The 16,347-nt window shown below is 68.2% G+C and carries 15 protein-coding genes; 5 read left to right on the plus strand and 10 right to left on the minus strand.

Going from position 1 to position 16,347, the window contains the following annotated elements; translation table 11 throughout:
• Window positions 1–252: 252 nt before the first annotated feature.
• Window positions 253–681: a hypothetical protein gene (locus NM1_RS39480; RefSeq protein ID WP_246011530.1), complete on the minus strand. Its 429-nt coding sequence runs from the start codon at window positions 679–681 to the stop codon at window positions 253–255.
• Between the two features lie 208 nt (window positions 682–889).
• Between NM1_RS39480 and NM1_RS39485 the strand changes: the two genes are divergently transcribed.
• Complete coding sequence (locus NM1_RS39485) at window positions 890–3,616, plus strand: ATP-binding protein (protein ID WP_068032770.1); 2,727 nt, start codon at window positions 890–892, stop codon at window positions 3,614–3,616.
• 143 nt (window positions 3,617–3,759) lie between these two features.
• Window positions 3,760–4,509, plus strand: a complete 750-nt coding sequence (locus NM1_RS39490; protein WP_068032773.1) for an SDR family NAD(P)-dependent oxidoreductase — start codon at window positions 3,760–3,762, stop codon at window positions 4,507–4,509.
• On the opposite strand, the gene NM1_RS39495 is transcribed toward NM1_RS39490, so the two are convergent.
• The gene (locus tag NM1_RS39495) at window positions 4,506–4,961 is read right to left on the minus strand and encodes an SRPBCC family protein (protein WP_068032775.1); all 456 of its coding nucleotides are present in this window, start codon (window positions 4,959–4,961) and stop codon (window positions 4,506–4,508) included. The two genes, NM1_RS39490 and NM1_RS39495, sit on opposite strands and share 4 nt — an antisense overlap.
• Window positions 4,962–5,137: 176 nt before the next feature.
• On the opposite strand from NM1_RS39495, the gene NM1_RS39500 reads away from it, so the two are divergent.
• Entirely contained in the window at window positions 5,138–5,758 is a 621-nt protein-coding gene (locus NM1_RS39500; protein WP_068032776.1) for a TetR/AcrR family transcriptional regulator, read from the plus strand.
• Window positions 5,755–6,624 carry an SDR family oxidoreductase gene (locus NM1_RS39505; RefSeq protein ID WP_068032778.1) on the plus strand — a complete coding sequence of 290 codons (870 nt, stop codon included), beginning with the start codon at window positions 5,755–5,757 and terminating at the stop codon, window positions 6,622–6,624. The genes NM1_RS39500 and NM1_RS39505 overlap by 4 nt, the downstream gene beginning before the upstream one ends.
• Before the next feature lie 38 nt (window positions 6,625–6,662).
• Here NM1_RS39505 and NM1_RS39510 read toward each other — a convergent pair whose 3' ends face one another.
• From NM1_RS39510 to NM1_RS39530, 5 genes are all read right to left on the minus strand, one after another.
• Entirely contained in the window at window positions 6,663–7,064 is a 402-nt protein-coding gene (locus NM1_RS39510) for a VOC family protein (RefSeq protein WP_068032780.1), read from the minus strand.
• Window positions 7,065–7,081: 17 nt separating this feature from the next.
• A complete protein-coding gene (locus tag NM1_RS39515; protein WP_174556962.1) occupies window positions 7,082–7,711 on the minus strand; it encodes an antibiotic biosynthesis monooxygenase family protein in 630 nt (209 codons plus the stop codon).
• Between the two features lie 92 nt (window positions 7,712–7,803).
• Window positions 7,804–8,211: a hypothetical protein gene (locus NM1_RS39520; protein ID WP_068032783.1), complete on the minus strand. Its 408-nt coding sequence runs from the start codon at window positions 8,209–8,211 to the stop codon at window positions 7,804–7,806.
• Window positions 8,212–8,368: 157 nt separating this feature from the next.
• A complete protein-coding gene (locus NM1_RS39525) occupies window positions 8,369–9,355 on the minus strand; it encodes a superantigen-like protein SSL4 (RefSeq protein ID WP_068032785.1) in 987 nt (328 codons plus the stop codon).
• A gap of 332 nt (window positions 9,356–9,687) precedes the next feature.
• A complete protein-coding gene (locus NM1_RS39530; RefSeq protein WP_068032787.1) occupies window positions 9,688–10,305 on the minus strand; it encodes a trimeric intracellular cation channel family protein in 618 nt (205 codons plus the stop codon).
• 318 nt (window positions 10,306–10,623) lie between these two features.
• Between NM1_RS39530 and gnd the strand changes: the two genes are divergently transcribed.
• Window positions 10,624–11,652, plus strand: a complete 1,029-nt coding sequence (gnd, locus tag NM1_RS39535) for a phosphogluconate dehydrogenase (NAD(+)-dependent, decarboxylating) (RefSeq protein WP_068032789.1) — start codon at window positions 10,624–10,626, stop codon at window positions 11,650–11,652.
• A gap of 226 nt (window positions 11,653–11,878) precedes the next feature.
• Here gnd and NM1_RS39540 read toward each other — a convergent pair whose 3' ends face one another.
• From NM1_RS39540 to NM1_RS39550, 3 genes are all read right to left on the minus strand, one after another.
• Window positions 11,879–13,207, minus strand: a complete 1,329-nt coding sequence (locus NM1_RS39540) for a lipase family protein (protein ID WP_068032791.1) — start codon at window positions 13,205–13,207, stop codon at window positions 11,879–11,881.
• A gap of 47 nt (window positions 13,208–13,254) precedes the next feature.
• Window positions 13,255–14,520: a hypothetical protein gene (locus NM1_RS39545; protein ID WP_068032795.1), complete on the minus strand. Its 1,266-nt coding sequence runs from the start codon at window positions 14,518–14,520 to the stop codon at window positions 13,255–13,257.
• A gap of 461 nt (window positions 14,521–14,981) precedes the next feature.
• Window positions 14,982–16,262 carry a lipase family protein gene (locus NM1_RS39550; protein ID WP_068032793.1) on the minus strand — a complete coding sequence of 427 codons (1,281 nt, stop codon included), beginning with the start codon at window positions 16,260–16,262 and terminating at the stop codon, window positions 14,982–14,984.
• Window positions 16,263–16,347 lie beyond the last annotated feature (85 nt).

Here is a 16,347-nt window from a genome sequence, read left to right on the forward strand (position 1 = left end):
GCGCCCGCGCCGCGGTGGGCGCGCCGCTGCCACCGGCGGAACGTGGCGATGTGGATCGCATTGCGGCGCAGGTGCGCTCGACCTTGGGCAGGCAATTCGAAACGGAGTTCGCCCGGGACGCCTAGGCACAACGACCTGCGGCCGTTCCGGCGTAATGCCCGCGGGCAGCACGGCATCTCGGATGGCAGCGCGATGTGAGCAACCATCGACCGGTGCCTTCGGCCGACACGTACCACCGTTACGCCTTGGCGCTCAGAAGATTTCGATCGAAATATCCGAGGCGTCCCGGACCTCCATGATGTCGTGCAGCACGGTGACGATCACGTGCACCACGTGCTCGCGGTCGAGCCCTGCGTCGTCTGCGCGGAGTATGTGGGGGCGGAGTTGGGTTGGGGCGCGGCCGACTTCGTCCTGGCGGGCCTTCCTGAAGCCGAGATCGGTGAGGGTTGCGAGTTGCCGTTCGTCGAAGTCCGGGATGTCGGGCTCGGGGCGCCCGCGCAGCCGCTGCCGGAGCGTTCGGTGGCGATGGCGGGCCGGGGCCACGACCTCGATGTGGAATACGCCCTCGGCGGCCGCCAGCCACTGGACGATCCCGGACCCCGCGTCGACCACGGCGGTACCCTCCCCCACAGCGACCGACCGGTCCACCGCGTCCCGCACACATTCCGTCAAGGACCGCATCTCCTCATCATCCGACCATCACACGACTTCAACCAGCCGGTACATCTCGGGGCGGCCAACCCGCCGTAGCGCTCGGCCCGCACATCTCTTCGGCGTCTGCACCCCTGTACCGCACGCAAACGCCGAGCGGCACGAACTGGAGCGCCGCGGGCCGGGGCAGGCCGCGAAGCAGGTACCGGTTCCAGAAACCGCGGTTACGCTGGCGAGCGTGTTGTCAGGGCGGTACGGCGAGCGGGCCGAGATCGATAGGCTGCTGGCCGATGCGGCGGGCGGGAGCAGCCGCGCGCTGGTGCTCCGGGGCGAGGCGGGGATCGGGAAGTCCGCGCTGGTGGAGTACGCCGCTGACGCCGCGGCGGGGATGCGGGTGGTGCGCGGAGTCGGCGTGGAATCCGAGGCCGAGCTGGCCTTCGGCGCGCTGCACCTGCTGCTCTACCCGTATCTGGATCGGCTGGACACATTGCCCGGCCCGCAGGCCGCGGCGTTGCGGGCGGCGTTCGGGCAGATCGAGGCCCCCGAGGCGAACCGGTTCCTGGTCGGCGCGGCCACCCTGACGCTGCTGGCCGAGCTGGCGGCCGAGACGCCGACGCTGGTCCTGGTCGACGATGCGCAGTGGCTCGACCGCAGTTCCTCCGACGCACTGCTGTTCGCGACGCGCCGCTTCCATGCCGACCCCATCGCGGTGGTCCTGGCCGTGCGGGAGACCGCGCTGCCGTTCGCGACGCCGGGCCTCGACACGCTGCGACTGAACGGACTGCCGCGGGACGTCGCGGCGGAACTGCTCGACGAGCGTGCCCCCGGGCTCACCGTGCCGGGGCGCGAGCGGGTGCTGGCCGAATCGGCCGGAAATCCGCTGGCCCTCATCGAATTGGGCACCGCGCGGCGGTCCGCCGAACGCGCCGGGAACGCGGATCCGGTGCACGAAGTCGGCCCGCTGCCCGTGGCCCGGCGGGTGCAGGACAGCTTCCGGGCCCAGATCGCCGAACTTCCCACGGCCACAGGCACACTGCTGCTGATCGCGGCCGCCGATGCCGGGGCGGGCGTCGACACGATCCTGCGCGTCGCCACCGAATTCGGTCTCACCGCCGCCGATCTGGAACCTGCCGAACACGCCGACCTCGTCATCGTGTCCACCGACCGACTGTCGTTCCGGCACCCCCTGATTCGCGCGGCGGCGTATCAACAGGCGACGCATCATCAGCGAATCGCGGTGCACGAGACCTTCGCCCGGGCATTGACGGCGGACGCGGAGGCCGACCGGCGGGCCTGGCATCTCGCCGCCGCCACGACCGGTCCCGACGAAACGGTGGCCGAAGAACTGGAGAGCACCGCGCGCCGCGCGCAGTATCGCGGTGGAGCGATGGCGGTTTCGGCGGCGTACGACCGCGCCGGACGGTTGAGCATCGATCCGGAGCAACGCGCCCGGCGCCTGCTGCTGGCGGCCCGCGCCGCCTACGACGCGGGACGATCCGACCGCGCGACCCGTCTCGCCGGAGAGGCCGCCTCGCTGACCGCCGACAGCGGAATCGTCGCCGACGCAACACATATCAAGGCCCAGATCGAGTACGAGCGCACCTCGCCCGCCGCGGACGCCGAACTGGCATTGACCGCCGCGGACCTCGTCGTGCGAGACGATCCCGAGCGTGCGGTGTTCATCCTGACCGAGGCGGTGTGCTGTGCCCGTGATGCGGGACGGCTCGATCTCCTCGAGCGAGCCGCAGCGCACCTGAAATCTCTTCACCTGACTCCAGATTCACCGCTGCGGCCCCATGTGGCGGGACAGGTCGCCTGGGCCGACTTCCTCACCGGACGTCCCGAATCGGCGGTCGACGCCATGGTGAGACAACTCGGTGCGGCGCACGGCGATCATGTCGACAATCTGCACAAGATCGCGGCGGCGTTCAGCGGTGTGATGCTGGCCGACGACGCGGGCACGGCGGCCGTGATGGACGAGCTGCTCGACCAGGCCCGCGGCACCGGAGCCGTGCTCTGGATTCCCTACTCGCTGGAGTTCGTGGCACTGTCGCAGCTGCTCAGCGGCCAGTTCGTGCAGGCGGAAACATCTGTGGCAGAGGGTGTTTCGCTTTGTCTCGAATTGGAATTGCCGACCGAGGCCGCGGTGCTGCGGGCGATCGAAGTGTGGCTGGCCGCGGTCACGGGTGACGAGGAGAGATCACGGGCGCTCGCCGCGGAGGTCTGCCCGTACCTGTCCGGGCGGCATCCGACCAACGGTGCGCTCGCGTCGTGGGGGCTCGCGATCGCGGACCTCGCCGCCGGACGATTCGATGCGGCGCTCGATGCCCTCGACGATGTGTGCACGGGGCCCGCCGCCCACGACTTTCTGATCCGGGCCGTTCCCGATCATGTGGAGGCCGCAGTCCGCGCCGGACAGCTCGAGCGCGCCCGCGATCACCTTCCGGCTTACGAGCATTGGGCACAGCATGTTCGAAGTCCCTTGGGCACAGCGCTTGTGCACCGCTGCCGGGCGTTGCTTTCGGCCGGAGACGATGCGGCAGAGGAGCATTACCTCACCGCGGCACGGCTGCACGAGAAGCACGGCGGTCCTTATGACCGGGCCCGGACCCAGCTGGTGTTCGGCGAATGGCTACGCCGTCGGCGCCGGCGTTCCGACGCACGCTCCCAATTGGTCGAGGCGACGGACGCTTTCGACCGCGTCGGCGCCCGGGTGTGGGCCGATCGCGCGCGTGTCGAGCTGGCCGCCCTTGGGGAGCAGCCGACCACACAGCGCAGCGATCCGCTGAAACTCCTGACACCGCAGGAGGTTCAGGTGATACGGCTGGCGGCGGCGGGGCACAGCAACAAGGAGATCGGCGCCCGGTTGTTCCTCAGTCCGCGGACCGTGGGGCATCACCTGTACAAGGCATATCCGAAACTCGGTGTGACACGGCGGATCGAGCTGGCCCAGCTCGAGCTGTGACCCACCATCGCGCGGAGCGTTCCGGGCAGCGGATGACTTATTCGCCGGCATTCGAGATCGGCAGACGCCGGTAACCCGACTGATGCGGCCGCCGATACCGGCGCAATAGCTTCTCCCACAGGGCAAACCGAAGGAGAAAGAACATGTTGCTCGAAGACAAGACGGCCGTGATCTACGGGGGCGGCGGGTCCATCGGATCCGCGATGGCCAGAGGCTTTGCGGCCGAGGGAGCCAACTGCTTCCTGGTCGGGCGCACCGCCGCCACCCTCGATGCCGCCGCGGAGAAGATCCGCGCCGAGGGGGGCCGCGCCGAAACCGCCGTCGTGGATGTGTTCGACGCCGCCGCGGTCTCCGACCACGCCGACGCGGTGGTCGAAAAGGCGGGCAGCCTGGATATCTCGGTCAACGTGATCTCCCAGACCGCGATCTTCCAACCGCTCATCGATATCTCCGTGGCCGATTTCGCCGCCGCGATGGCCCAGCTCGTCACCGCTCAGCTGGTGACCACCAAGGCCGCCGCGCGGCACATGATCGAGCAGAAGTCCGGGGCCATCCTCTTCTTCGGTGGCTCCGACCCGACGAACAAGATGCCCGGACTCGGCAATGTTCAGGTCGGCTTCGATACCGTGGAGGCGCTGCGCCGCCAGTGGGCGTGTGAGCTCGGCCCGCACGGCGTCCGACTGGTGACGCTGCTGACCGGCGGCATTCCGGAAACCTTCCCCGATATCCCGGAAACCGAGGCCGCGCGCCAGGGTATCCACGACGCGACGCTGCTCGGCCGGGCGGCGACCCTGGCCGATATCGGTCACGTCGCGGCCTTCGTCGCCTCCGAGCGCGGACGCACCCTGACCTCCACCCAGGTCAACATCTCCTGCGGAGCGGTCGGGGACTAACGGCCGGTGGCGCTGTCGTCGAGCACCTCGCGAAGGCGCGACAGCGCCACCTTCCAGCCCCGCTCCATGGCATTGCGGGCCATCTTCTGCCGGCGGTCGGTGATGTCGAAACCGGTCTGCGTCAACAGCAGTCGGGTGCCGCGGCCCTGCGGCTCGATCGTCCAGTCGAGGACCCAGCGGGCGGGATATCGCGCACGCAGGTCGACCCAGCTGAACGTCAGTTGCGCACCGGGCCGCGCTTCCAGGACCTCACAGGCGATTTCGCCGGTCGGCTCGGTCGGAATCGCGAAAATGAAATGCGTTCCGACCGATGCCGATAACCCCGTCGACCGCATCAGCCACCGCTCGACCAGGTCCGGCTCCGTCAGGGCACGCCACACGGTATCCGGCGACTGCGGATAGAAACTGCCGATCTCGACCGCCGCGGGATCCAGCTCCGAATCGGAAGTCACCGGCGCACCGCCGCCACGAAAGCAACCATCCCCTCAGCATTCCACGACATACCGCCCTGCTCCGGGGCTCGCGGGAAACAGTCACCCATTGGGCGCGCGACCATCCGAGGCCCTGTCGGTCGCCTGTGGTGGACCACATCTTGCGCTCTGTTACTCGCACAAGTAACTTCTTACTTGTGCGAGTAACAGACGAGTCGCTCTCGCCCGCCGCCACGGAGCGGCGCAGGCAGATCGTGGCCGCGACGATCGAGGTACTTTCCGAGTCCGGTTACGCGCAGACGTCGTTCGCGAAGATCGCCCAGCACGCCGGCCTCAGCAGCACCAGGCTGATCTCCTACCACTTCAGCGGCAAGGAAGAGCTGATGCGGGCCGTCGCGGAGGCGGCGAAAGACGCTGCGACGGAGTTCATTCAGCCGCGGCTACTGGCGGCGACCGGCCATCGGGCGCAACTGGCCGCGTACATCACCGCGAATATGGAGTTCATGCGGGAGCGGACCGCCGTGCTGCGGGCGCTCATCGAGCTCAACAGCAATGCGCGGGCGGCCCTCGGGGAGGCGTTCCTCGCCGATGTCGGGTCTCCGCTCCCCCCGCTCGAGGCGGCCCTGCGCGCAGGCCAGAGCGCCGGGGATTTCGTCGATTTCGATCCGCACGTGATGGCGGTGGCCATTCGCGCGGCCATCGACACCATCGCGATCCGGCATGCGTCGGATCCGGTGCACGATGTGGAATTCTATGCGGCCCAACTGGTTACGTTGTTCGGCCGCGCCACTTCTCCCGAAAGCTGGGGAATGCCATGAAACTGGAGACCGGGCAGGTCGCGGTGGTGACCGGTGCCGCCAATGGAATCGGACGTGCGATCGCGGAGGCGCTGTGCGCCCGCGGAATACGGGTCGTGCTCGCCGATATCGACGGCGAGGCGGTGGCGAAGGTTGCCGACGAGATCGGGTCGGACGCGATGGCGGTGCCGACGGATGTCGCCGATCCGGTACAGGTTCAGCGGCTGGCCGATACCGCCCTGGAGCGTTACGGCCGGGTCGACCTGGTGTTCAACAATGCCGGGATCAGCGCGGGCGGGCCGATCTGGTTGGTGGAACCCGAAGACTGGCAACGGATCTGGTCGGTGAATGTGCAGGGCGTCGTCAACGGCATGCGCGCGTTCGTCCCGCATATGGTCGCGGCGGGGCGCGGCCATATCGTCAACACCGCATCGATGGCCGGTGTCACCACAGGCCTGTTCAACAGCCCGTACACCGCGAGCAAGCACGCCGTGGTCTCGCTGACGGAGGCGCTGCACGGCGAACTGGGTGTGTTGTCGCCGGGGATCGGCGTGACCGTGGTGTGCCCCGGGCCGGTCGACACCCAGATGCTGCGCGGCGTCACCGACGGCGACCAATCCTGGCTCGGAGACGGCGATTCGCTGCCGCCGCAGCCCAGCGACGGATGGTTCGGCGCGCTCACCCCCGAGCAGTGGGAACGGTTCGCTCCCGCCCTCGGCGCCGTCAGCCAATTGGCGAACGAGGTCATGCCCGCCGAGCGCGCCGCGGAGATCATTCTGTCGGCCGTCGAGGCGGACCGCCTCTATGTCACCACCCATCCGCACTGGGCGGCGCAGGCCACGAATCGCATCGAAACCATCGTGGCCGACCTGCAGGCGGCGGTGTAATCGGTTGTGCTGCCGGGGTTGTCGCCCGGCAGCGCACACTACGCGCTTCGCGGGCGATGGGCTCGGACATCCACGGGTCGCCCATCGGGATCCCGAGCGGTCATCGTCCACTGGGTGGGCAGGGTCTCGATCTGCCCGGCCGACCATCCGGCGGCCAGGATTCGTTCGCGGACCTCGCTCAGCTGGGCGTGCGTCCCCACGCGCAGGCCCCAGCCGGCTCGGCCCAGCGGGTCGAGGTCGGGGAACGCGGCCGTGTCGGTCTCGACGATCATCAGGTGGTCCGCGCCGCCGACATCGAGCACCGCGATCCTGGGGTCCGCGGCGGTCGACGCGCGCTCGAAAGCGAGTGTCGCTCCGAGTAATTCGGTGTAGTACGCCACGAGGCGGTCGAGGTCGGTCGTGGACAGTGTCAGATGGTTGATACCGAGCAGATCTGGCATGGTGTGCCCGAGTGTAATCAGAACTCGGCGGCGATCCGGAAGAGCGCGGGGTTGGGGACGGCGAAATCCGGTGAGGCCGTCAGGCGCTGCCGGAATCGGGGGTCGTCACCTGCCGCGCGCCAGGCTTCGGCGCTGTCCCAGTGCGCGATGTTGACCAGCTGAAAATGCGTGTCCCGGTCCACCGCACGGTGCAGCCGGTTGTCCCGGAAGCCAGGCACCTCGCTCATCAACTCCGCGCGCCCGCGCCAGTGCGGCAGAAACTCGTCGATCCGCTCGGCGGGCAGCTCGAAGGCATTGATGAAGGTGATACCCGGCCCTTCGCCCGAACCGCCTCCCGCCGTGCGGAATTCGGCCGCCACCCGATACCAGCCACCGTGCACGGTGGCATAGCCCGTCGCGGTGGCGGCCGACGCGGTGAACCCCGGATCCGCCAGCGCCTCGTCCCGCGCCTCGACACTGTCCCAGTGAGCCACATTGACCAACCCGAGCCGAGACCCCACCTCAACCCTCCGATGCAACCGAGCATCCCGAAACCCGGCCGCGCTCCGAATGAGCCCAACCCGCTCCCGCCAGCGCACGACGGACTCGTCGATCCGCTCCTCCGGCAGCTCCCAAGCATCAATCAGGGTGATTCCATCATCAGTCACCACCCCATAATGAAACCTAAACCAAGCTACAGGTCAAGAGAGCGTTCGAAAGCGCCGAGACCAGCGAGGAATCGCCAGCGGACGACGCCGGACTACATGCCCGCCTTGACGATCGGGCCGTAGTGCTGGAATGGCAATCCGGTGCCATTGCAAACGATCCACACGTCAGCGCCCGGCGTGAACTGCAGATACTCGTGCTGCTCGGGCCCGAGGAAGAACTGATATCCCAGCCCCGGACCAGAGTGGTAGAACGGCGGCTGCAGGCTGTACCCCACACACGACCACCATTCACCCGGCGCATAGTCCATGCGGATAATCCCGCCCGGCTCCGGCACGGCGACCGGCGGTGCTGCCGTTGCAGTGCCCATCCCCAACAACCCGAGCGCAGCGGCCGACACGCTCAATAATGAAATCCGCACAATGTTTTTCAAGAGAATCCCCCTTGTCGAGACGTTAACCTTACCGTCACCGGTGCACGCTGCCCCGTCCGGCAACTGCATATGGATCCGGATCAACTCCAGACCGCATCACTGTAGGAAAGAAATATGGCGCAACGAGTTTCAGGACGCCGGAGCAAGAACGACAGTTTCCCGAAGGCCACTGGGCGACCCGATCGGAGCCGGGCCCTCCAGTGATGGCTCCTCGGTCGGGAGTCGATCAGGCCGCGGATTCGATCCCAGCTTCGGCGGCGGCGTCGCTATTTGCGTCCGGGGCCGGTGCGTCATTGACAGGCGCACTGTCCACACCGGCACCGAACGCACCGCCGATAGCGCCGCCAGCTATGCCACCACCGATGGCGAAAGGAATACCGACGACCGCGGCACCGATCGCGCCACCGACAGCCGCGCCGATCGCGACACCGGCGGGAATTGATGTGGCGAGAGTCGGAGCAGCCATAGTTGAACCGATCGCTCCGCCGATCACGCCACCAATTACCGCACCGGGCACGGCGCCGACAATTGCTGCGGGAATACCCGCGGCGGCGGCACCGGCCGCTGCGCCGGCCATCGTCCCCGCGGCGACCTTGTCGGATCGACTTCCGTTGATGCCGACGGACTTCAGGCCGGTGGCCATATTGGCTTCGGCCTGGGCGACGGTGGTGTTGACGCCGTAGAGGATGTCGTCCGGGACCTCGTTGGGGGCCGGGGCGGTGAAGTCACCGAAGCGGACGGTGCGCGGGGGTGGGGCGATCGGGGCCACCGGTTCCACTGCCTGGGGGGCGTGGAGGTTCTGCCAGTTGATGCCCGGGGCCGACTTGCCGGGGGCGCTGTCCTTCGGGATGGGGCGGAAGTTCGGGGGGACAACGTAATCCGCGTTCGGCGGGGCGGGGCGCGGCGGGGCCGGGGTGGTGACGCCGGGCTGGACCTGGCCGGGGCGCGGGGCGATGAGGTTGTCGGAGCCGCGCGGGGCCACGCCGGGCTGGGAGGTGGTCGGGCCCGCGGGGCGGGACGGCGGCTTCACCTGCTCGCCACGGGGCGGGGTGGTCGGAGTGTCGGGCTGCTTCGGCTGCGTGGGCTGCTGGCTCGACGGGGAGCCGGTGGTCGGCGCGGCCGCGCTCGTGGACGACTTCACTGCCTGATCGGCGGAATTGCCGCACGCGACCAGCAGAGCCAGCGGAATCACGCCGACCGCGGGCAATATCACGCGCCGCGTTGTGCTGTTCAGTTTCCGATGCCGACCCTGCACGTCGTCACACCACCCTCATCAGTTTGTTCTAGAGAGGCCCCCCGTAGCCGGGTGGCCACGTGCGGCTGCGATCGTATCCGCTGCACGGCACGTTAGTGCAAATCAAAGTGATGTAGGACACACTTCAAATTGGTTCGCACACAATGCATATCGGCTACCACCACTGGTGAGGCTCCGATCGTCGCCGACGTGCTGATTCAGGCCACGATTGCGATGAATATTGCCGTGGCACAGCAAAAGTGAGCGTCCGAGGAATCGTGGAGATGGCGCAGACGGGCGGCTGACCCCGATCAGGCCTCGCCCCGCGACTTGTGCGGCCGGGGCAGGTGCACCCCGAAGTAGATGGCAGCGATCCGGAGCACGAACACCAGGCCCGCCGACACGATGGCGGCCGGGCCCTCGGCGATGCCCGCGGCGTCCATGCCCAGGTAGCACGCGGCGCCGGCGAGGGCCGCGACGGCGTAGACCTCCTCGCGCAGCAGCAGCGGCGGGAACTCCCCGCACAGCACGTCGCGGACGACCTCGCCCGTCACGCCGGTCATCACCGACAGAATGAGGACCGCGAGCGGCGTGACACCGGATTCGATCGCCGCCCGGGCACCGATCACGGTCACCACGGCGAGCCCGAGGGCATCGACCACCAGCAGCGATCGGCGCGGCAGCTGCCAGAACCGCAGATAGCCGATCGTGCCCACGCCGACCGCGGTGATCAGCGTCAGCAGCACCCAGTCGTGGGTCCAGTACAGCGGATGCCGATCGAGGATCAGGTCGCGCAGCGTGCCACCGGAGATCGAGGCCGCGAAGGCCAGGGCCAAGCCGCCGAACGGGTCCATATCGGCCCGGTAGGCGGCGAGCACCCCGCTCGCGGCAAAGGCCGCGATCCCGACCAGATACAGCGCGTGCAGCATGGGCTCATGATCGCAGCCGCCGACGGGCAAACCCGTCAGGTGGGGCACATAGCCGACAGCCCCGGAAAGAAGATAAGGCTCCGCGCGGTTGCCGGGTCGGGGGTCTGGCAACAGCACGGAGCCGACCTGAATATCGGTCCCTCGCTACAGGCGTTACACACGGACCTGAGAAATTTCTGATCGGCGCACCGAGGACAATCGTGGACGGTTGCGGTGCGGCGGCGGCGTGCGTCACCACGTAGGGTCGCGAACAGCGCCGCCAGGGCACAGCCAGCAGAGCTCGGACCTGCCGGAGCTCGGACGACTCGAGGAGATGAGATGCAGCTTGGAATGATCGGGCTCGGCCGGATGGGCGCCAACATCGTGCGGCGCATCGTCCGCGACGGCCACACCGCGGTCGGTTACTCGCGGCACGAGGACCAGATCAAGGAGTTCACCGCCGAGCTCGGCGACAAGTTCACCGGCGCCACCGACTACAAGGCCTTCGTCGCGCTGCTCGAGAAGCCGCGCATCGTCTGGGTGATGATCCCGGCCGGCGCCACCGGCGCGGTCATCGACGAGGTCGCCGAGCTGCTGGATCCGGGCGACATCATCATCGACGGCGGCAACAGCCGCTACCACGAGGACATCAAGCGCGCGAAGGCCCTCACCCCCAAGGGCATTCACTACCTGGACATCGGGACGTCCGGCGGCGTGTGGGGCCTGGAGCGTGGCTACTGCCTGATGATCGGCGGCGAGGCCGAGACGGTGCAGCACCTCGAGCCGCTGCTGCAGGCCATCGCCCCGGGTGTGGAGGCCGCCGAGCGCACCCCCGGCCGCACCGGTGAGCCGTCCCCCGCCGAGCAGGGCTACCTGCACTGCGGCCCCGCAGGCGCCGGGCACTTCGTGAAGATGGTGCACAACGGCATCGAGTACGGCGCCATGCAGGCCTACGCCGAGGGCATGAACATCCTGCACAAGGCCAATATCGGCAAGGCCTTCGACGGTAAGCACTCCGCCGAGGAGACGCCGCTGGAGAATCCCGAGTACTACCAGTTCGACATCGACGTGCCGGAGGTGACGGAGGTGTGGCGGCGCGGCTCGGTCGTGGCCTCCTGGCTGCTGGACCTCACCGCGCAGGCGCTGCACGCCGATCCGGAGCTGAGCACGTTCGGCGGCCGGGTCTCCGATTCGGGCGAGGGCCGCTGGACCATCCACGCCGCCATCGACGAGGGCGTGCCCGCGCCGGTGCTGTCGGCGGCGCTGTACCAGCGCTTCTCCTCGCGCGATGAGTCGCTGTACGCGGACAAGGTGCTGTCGGCCATGCGCAAGGCCTTCGGCGGGCACAACGAGCTTCCGGGGAAGTAGGTGGTGCCCCGCATTCATCCCGGCGAAAAGCGTGCCGGGATGAATGCGGGGATGCGGGGGGATGCCCGGGCGACGGCGGGCTTCCGGGGGGATGCCCGGGCGACGGCGGGCTTCCGGGGGGATGCCCGGGCGATGGCGGGCTTCCGAGGGGATGCCCGGGCGACGGCGGCCTTTCGACGAGATGCCCGGGCGACGGGCTGCTCGGCTTGCGGTGGGATGCCCGGGCTCAGTCGAAGTTGCTGTCGAGCCAGTCGACGGTTTGCATGCCGAAAAGGTCTGTGCCCCAGCCGTACATGTCGGTGAGCATCTTCAGCATGCTGCAGTCGGTGGGCTGGTAGGTGACGTCCGTTCCCTGGGCTCGGTAGGTGTCGGCCAGCTGGCGGGAGTCGCGCGCCGGGACCAGCGACATGAACGAGTCGTCCCTGGCGCACGAGGCGATGAGCACCTTGCCGCCCGGCGCTCCGGACTTCCCGAGTTCGTTGTCGTCGAACACGTGCTGGAACGCGGGCTCGTCGGCCGGGCTCACGCCGGAGTTGAACATGGCATTCAACGGCACGAACGGCATGCCGAAATACGTGTCCTGACACTGCGTCCGGAAGAAGTCCGCCACCGTGCGACCGGCGGGATTCAGCTTCTCGTCCAGCTTCATCTCCGGATACTTCGGCTCCAGCCCGAGCAGGGTCGCGAATGCGAAGCCGGACCCGACCCCGCCGTCGGCGACCCGCATGAAATTGCGCTGGTTGACGACCATCCCTTCCAGCACAGTCGATTTCACGTTCAGCTCCGGGGCGTATTCGGGCTGGAGTTCGGCGGAGAACGCCGCGCCCACGCCGCCGCCCGCGATACCGAACAGGGCCATCTGCGCATTCGGATCCAGTCCGGCGTCGGTGTGGCGCAAGGCCGCTCGGGCGCCGTCGAGCTGGGTGTGCGCGGCGAACTTACCCGCGAATACGCCGTGCGGGCGGGGATCGGCATCGTTGCCGACATCGGAGATCATCACCGCGTGGCCCTTGCCGAACAGCAGCGCCAGCGGTCCGAGCGCCGACCACGAGGCGCCGTCGAGCGGGTCGCCGCCGGTCCACTGCGTGCTCGGATGGCAGCCCGCGCCCACGCTGTCGTTGGCCTCCTGATAGGAGACGAGCTTCTTCTCACCGGCGGGCTTGCCATCTCGCGGGATCATCAGGATGCCGGTGCTGATCGCCGGGGTGACACCGTCGAGCTCGGTGGTGACGTACATCAGCTTCCAGGCGTCGAGGTTCGCGGGCTTCAGCCCGGTGAACAGCACGTCGACCTTCTTGGCCTTCAGCACCGTGCCCGGCTGCTCGGTCCCGGTGAGCGCGGGCTCCTGATAGAACGGGTCGTCGGCCCTCAGACCCTGAAATATCTCCTGCGGCGAGGCGGGGGTCGCCCCCTGCAGGGATCCGACGACGAAACCGTTGAACACCTTGTCCAGCCCGGGTGTCTGCGGCGGAACCGGATCGGCCGCAACGGTTCCCGCTCCCCCGTACACCATGGCCAGAGCCGCAACCGTCGCGACGAGAGTCCGTGTGCGCATGTCAACCTTCCTGTCCGACCGGGTGCCACGGAACCCTCGCACGGGCCTCAACCCTCCTGCCCGGCAGGGGTGACCTTCAACTCGCTCGCCGCGGATCCCAGCAGCTGCGGGATGTTCAGCAGCGGGCGATGCGATTCGAGCTGCACCTCGTACGGGGTGCGCATCGTGGCTTCCAGCGCGGGCCAATTGTTTTCGACCTGGTACTTGTACTTCGGCAGCAACTCGGTGGTGATGTAATCCCAGCGCGCGTCCAGCACCGACCAGTTCCAGTCCGGCAGCGGCAGGGTCAGCAGCATCGCACGGCCGTCGGATCCCGTGAAAGGCACACGCACCGGGCGGAATTCGCGCGGCGGCACCACACCGGCCACCGACGGCGATCCGGCCGCACCACTCAGATAGGTGATGGCCTCGCCGACCGAACCCTTGTAGGCGCGCACCTCGTCCCACTGCGCGCCGATCGCCCACTGCTGTTCGCGCCGCAGCAGGGTGCCGTTGCCGTCGGCGATCCGGTCGTGCTCGCCGGAGGCGATATCGCGCCAGGCGTCCATGATGTCGCCGCCGAACAGCCCCGCCGCCTGGAACTCCTCCAGCGCCGAAATCCCCTCGGTGACATAGGCGTCGTGCATCGGCATCAGGTCGGAGAAGATGTTCTTCTGCATCACCAGGATCATCCCGAGGATCCAGCGCAGATCCTCCGGCGTCATCTGCGGTCCCGCCTCGGCCAGCGCCCGCAGACCGGTCGGGAGCATGGCGACCGCCTGCGGCCCTGCGGCCTGCTCCACCGCACCGAGCACTCCGCGTGCCGCGTCGGAGATACCCGGCAGGTCGTAGATATTCGTCATGAGCTCGAAATCGACCAGCCCGCCGCCGAAGTCGGCGCCCACCTGGCCGCCCATCCCGGCCCACTGCAGTTCTCGATGGGCCAGCTGCAGATCCTCGTAATAGCGGTAGGACTTGATCAGATTCTCACGGTTGGCCTGCACGCCCGCCCGCGGATCCCACGACCGCAGGTCGATGCCCGCCTTGCCGGTCGCATCCACCAGCCAGTACTGGTACAGCAGTGCGGCATACCGCGTGGGCGCCACACCCTCGGCCCGCGCCTGATCCAGCAGGCGGCCGAGTTCCGCATGGTCATAGGGCAATTCGGGGTTCACCCCGCCCGGGCCCTCCGCCGCCTTCCGGTTGACCAGCGGCAGATCGAGATAGCGATCCACCTCCGAGGCGGCGACGGCCGGACTCGCCGATATGAGTCCCAACCCGACCACCGCCGCCAGTGCCAGGCCCGCACCGCGCACCAGGGCGCCGATCCGCATCGTGAACCAACCTTCCGCCGTCGTCGAGGTCGCGCACGCGATCGCAACCCGCATCGTTGCGATTACCAGCTGATAACTATCCACCGAAGGCGGTACGAAATACGTCTCCGACGCCCACCCTTGCCCGGGGCTGAGAGATTACCGCCATACGGACGGCACCTGGTATTTCGAATCCGGCGCGTCCGACGTCAATCCCGCCGAATGCTAAGCCACCGGGACGAAGGGGACAAATTGCCAACAGGTAGCGAGTCGACCGGCGACCGAGGCGCAATCCACCGCGGACATGCGAAAGGGCGGTGGATCGCTCCACCGCCCTTCGCTTTTCGTCAGCTCACGCGCTGCCTCGGCTCCGTAGCCGGGTCAGCTCAGGTGCATTGCCTGCAGGATCTGCTTCGCCACCGCAAACGGTCCGAAGGTGAGCAGATAGATCGCGGCGTCCACGATCGCCATGGTGTTCTCCCTCAGTCGAACTTGCTGTCCATCCAGTCGATGGTCTGCATACCGAAAAGGTCTGTGCCCCAGCCGTACAGGTCGCCCAGCATCCTGGGCATGCTGCAGTCGGTCGGCTTGTAGGTGACGTCGGTGCCCCTCGACCGGTAGGTGTCGGCGAGGTGGCGGGCATCGGCCGCCGGGACCAGCGACATCGGCGAATCGTCGGCGGCACACGAACTGATCAGCACCTTCGACTTCGGCGTGCCGGACTTCCCGAGCTCGTTGTCGTCGAACACGTGCTGGAACGCGGGCTCCTCGGCCGGGCTCTGCCCGGACTTGAACAGCGCCTTCAGCGGGACCATCGGCATCCCGAAGTAGGCCGGTGTCTGACACTGCGTGCGGAACACGTCCGCGACCTGCTTGCCCAGCGGATTCAGCTTCTCGTCCAGCTTCATCTCCGGGTAGTACGGCTCCAGGCCGAGCAGCGTGGCGAACGCGAAGCCCGAGCCGACCGAACCGTCCGCGATCCGCATGAAGTTGCGCTGGTTGACGACCATCCCTTCCAGCACAGTCGATTTCACGTCCAGCTCGGGGGCGTAGTCGGGCTGGATCTCGCTGGAGACGGCCGCGCCGACACCGCCGCCCGCGATACCGAACAGCGACACCTGAGCCTTCGGGTTCAGGCCCGCCTCGCGCTGGCTCAGCGCGGCGCGGACGCCGTCCAGCTGGGCGTGCGCGGCGGACTTGCCCGCGAAGACGCCGTGCGGCTTGCGGTCACCGTCGTTGCCGACGTCGGAGATCATCACCGCGTAGCCCTTGTCGAACATCATCCCCAGCGGGCCCAGGGCCGACCAGGACGAGCCGTCGAGCGGGTCGCCGCCGGTCCACTGCGTGCTCGGATGGCAAGACCAGCCGACGCTGTCGTTGGCCTCCTGATAGGAGACCACCTTCTTCTCGCCGGCGGGCTTGCCGTCGCGCGGGACCATCATGATGCCCGTGCTGATCACCGGGGCCTTGCCGTCGAGCCCGGTGGTGACGTACATGAGCTTCCAGGCGTCGAGGTTCGCGGGTTTCACCCCGAGGAACATCACGTCCACCTTCTTGGCCTTCAGCACCTGCCCCGGCTTCTCGGAACCGGTCAGCTTCGGCTCCTGGTAGAACGGGTCGTCGGCCATCAGGGCCTGGAAGTTCTCCTGCGGCGAGGCGGCGGTCGCGCCGTTCAGCGAACCGACCACGAAACCGTTGAAAACCTGTCCGGGAGCGGGGGTTTGCGGTTCCACCTCGGGCTTGGGCGGCGCGGCCTCGGGCACCGGCCCCGGCGCGGGCGTCGTCGACTGCGGCGACGCCGGGGCGGGCGACGGCTCGGGGGCCGGTTCCGGCGACGGGCGCGGCGGC

The sequence above is a fragment of the Nocardia mexicana NBRC 108244 genome, assembly GCF_001613165.1.
Lineage (GTDB): Bacteria > Actinomycetota > Actinomycetes > Mycobacteriales > Mycobacteriaceae > Nocardia > Nocardia mexicana.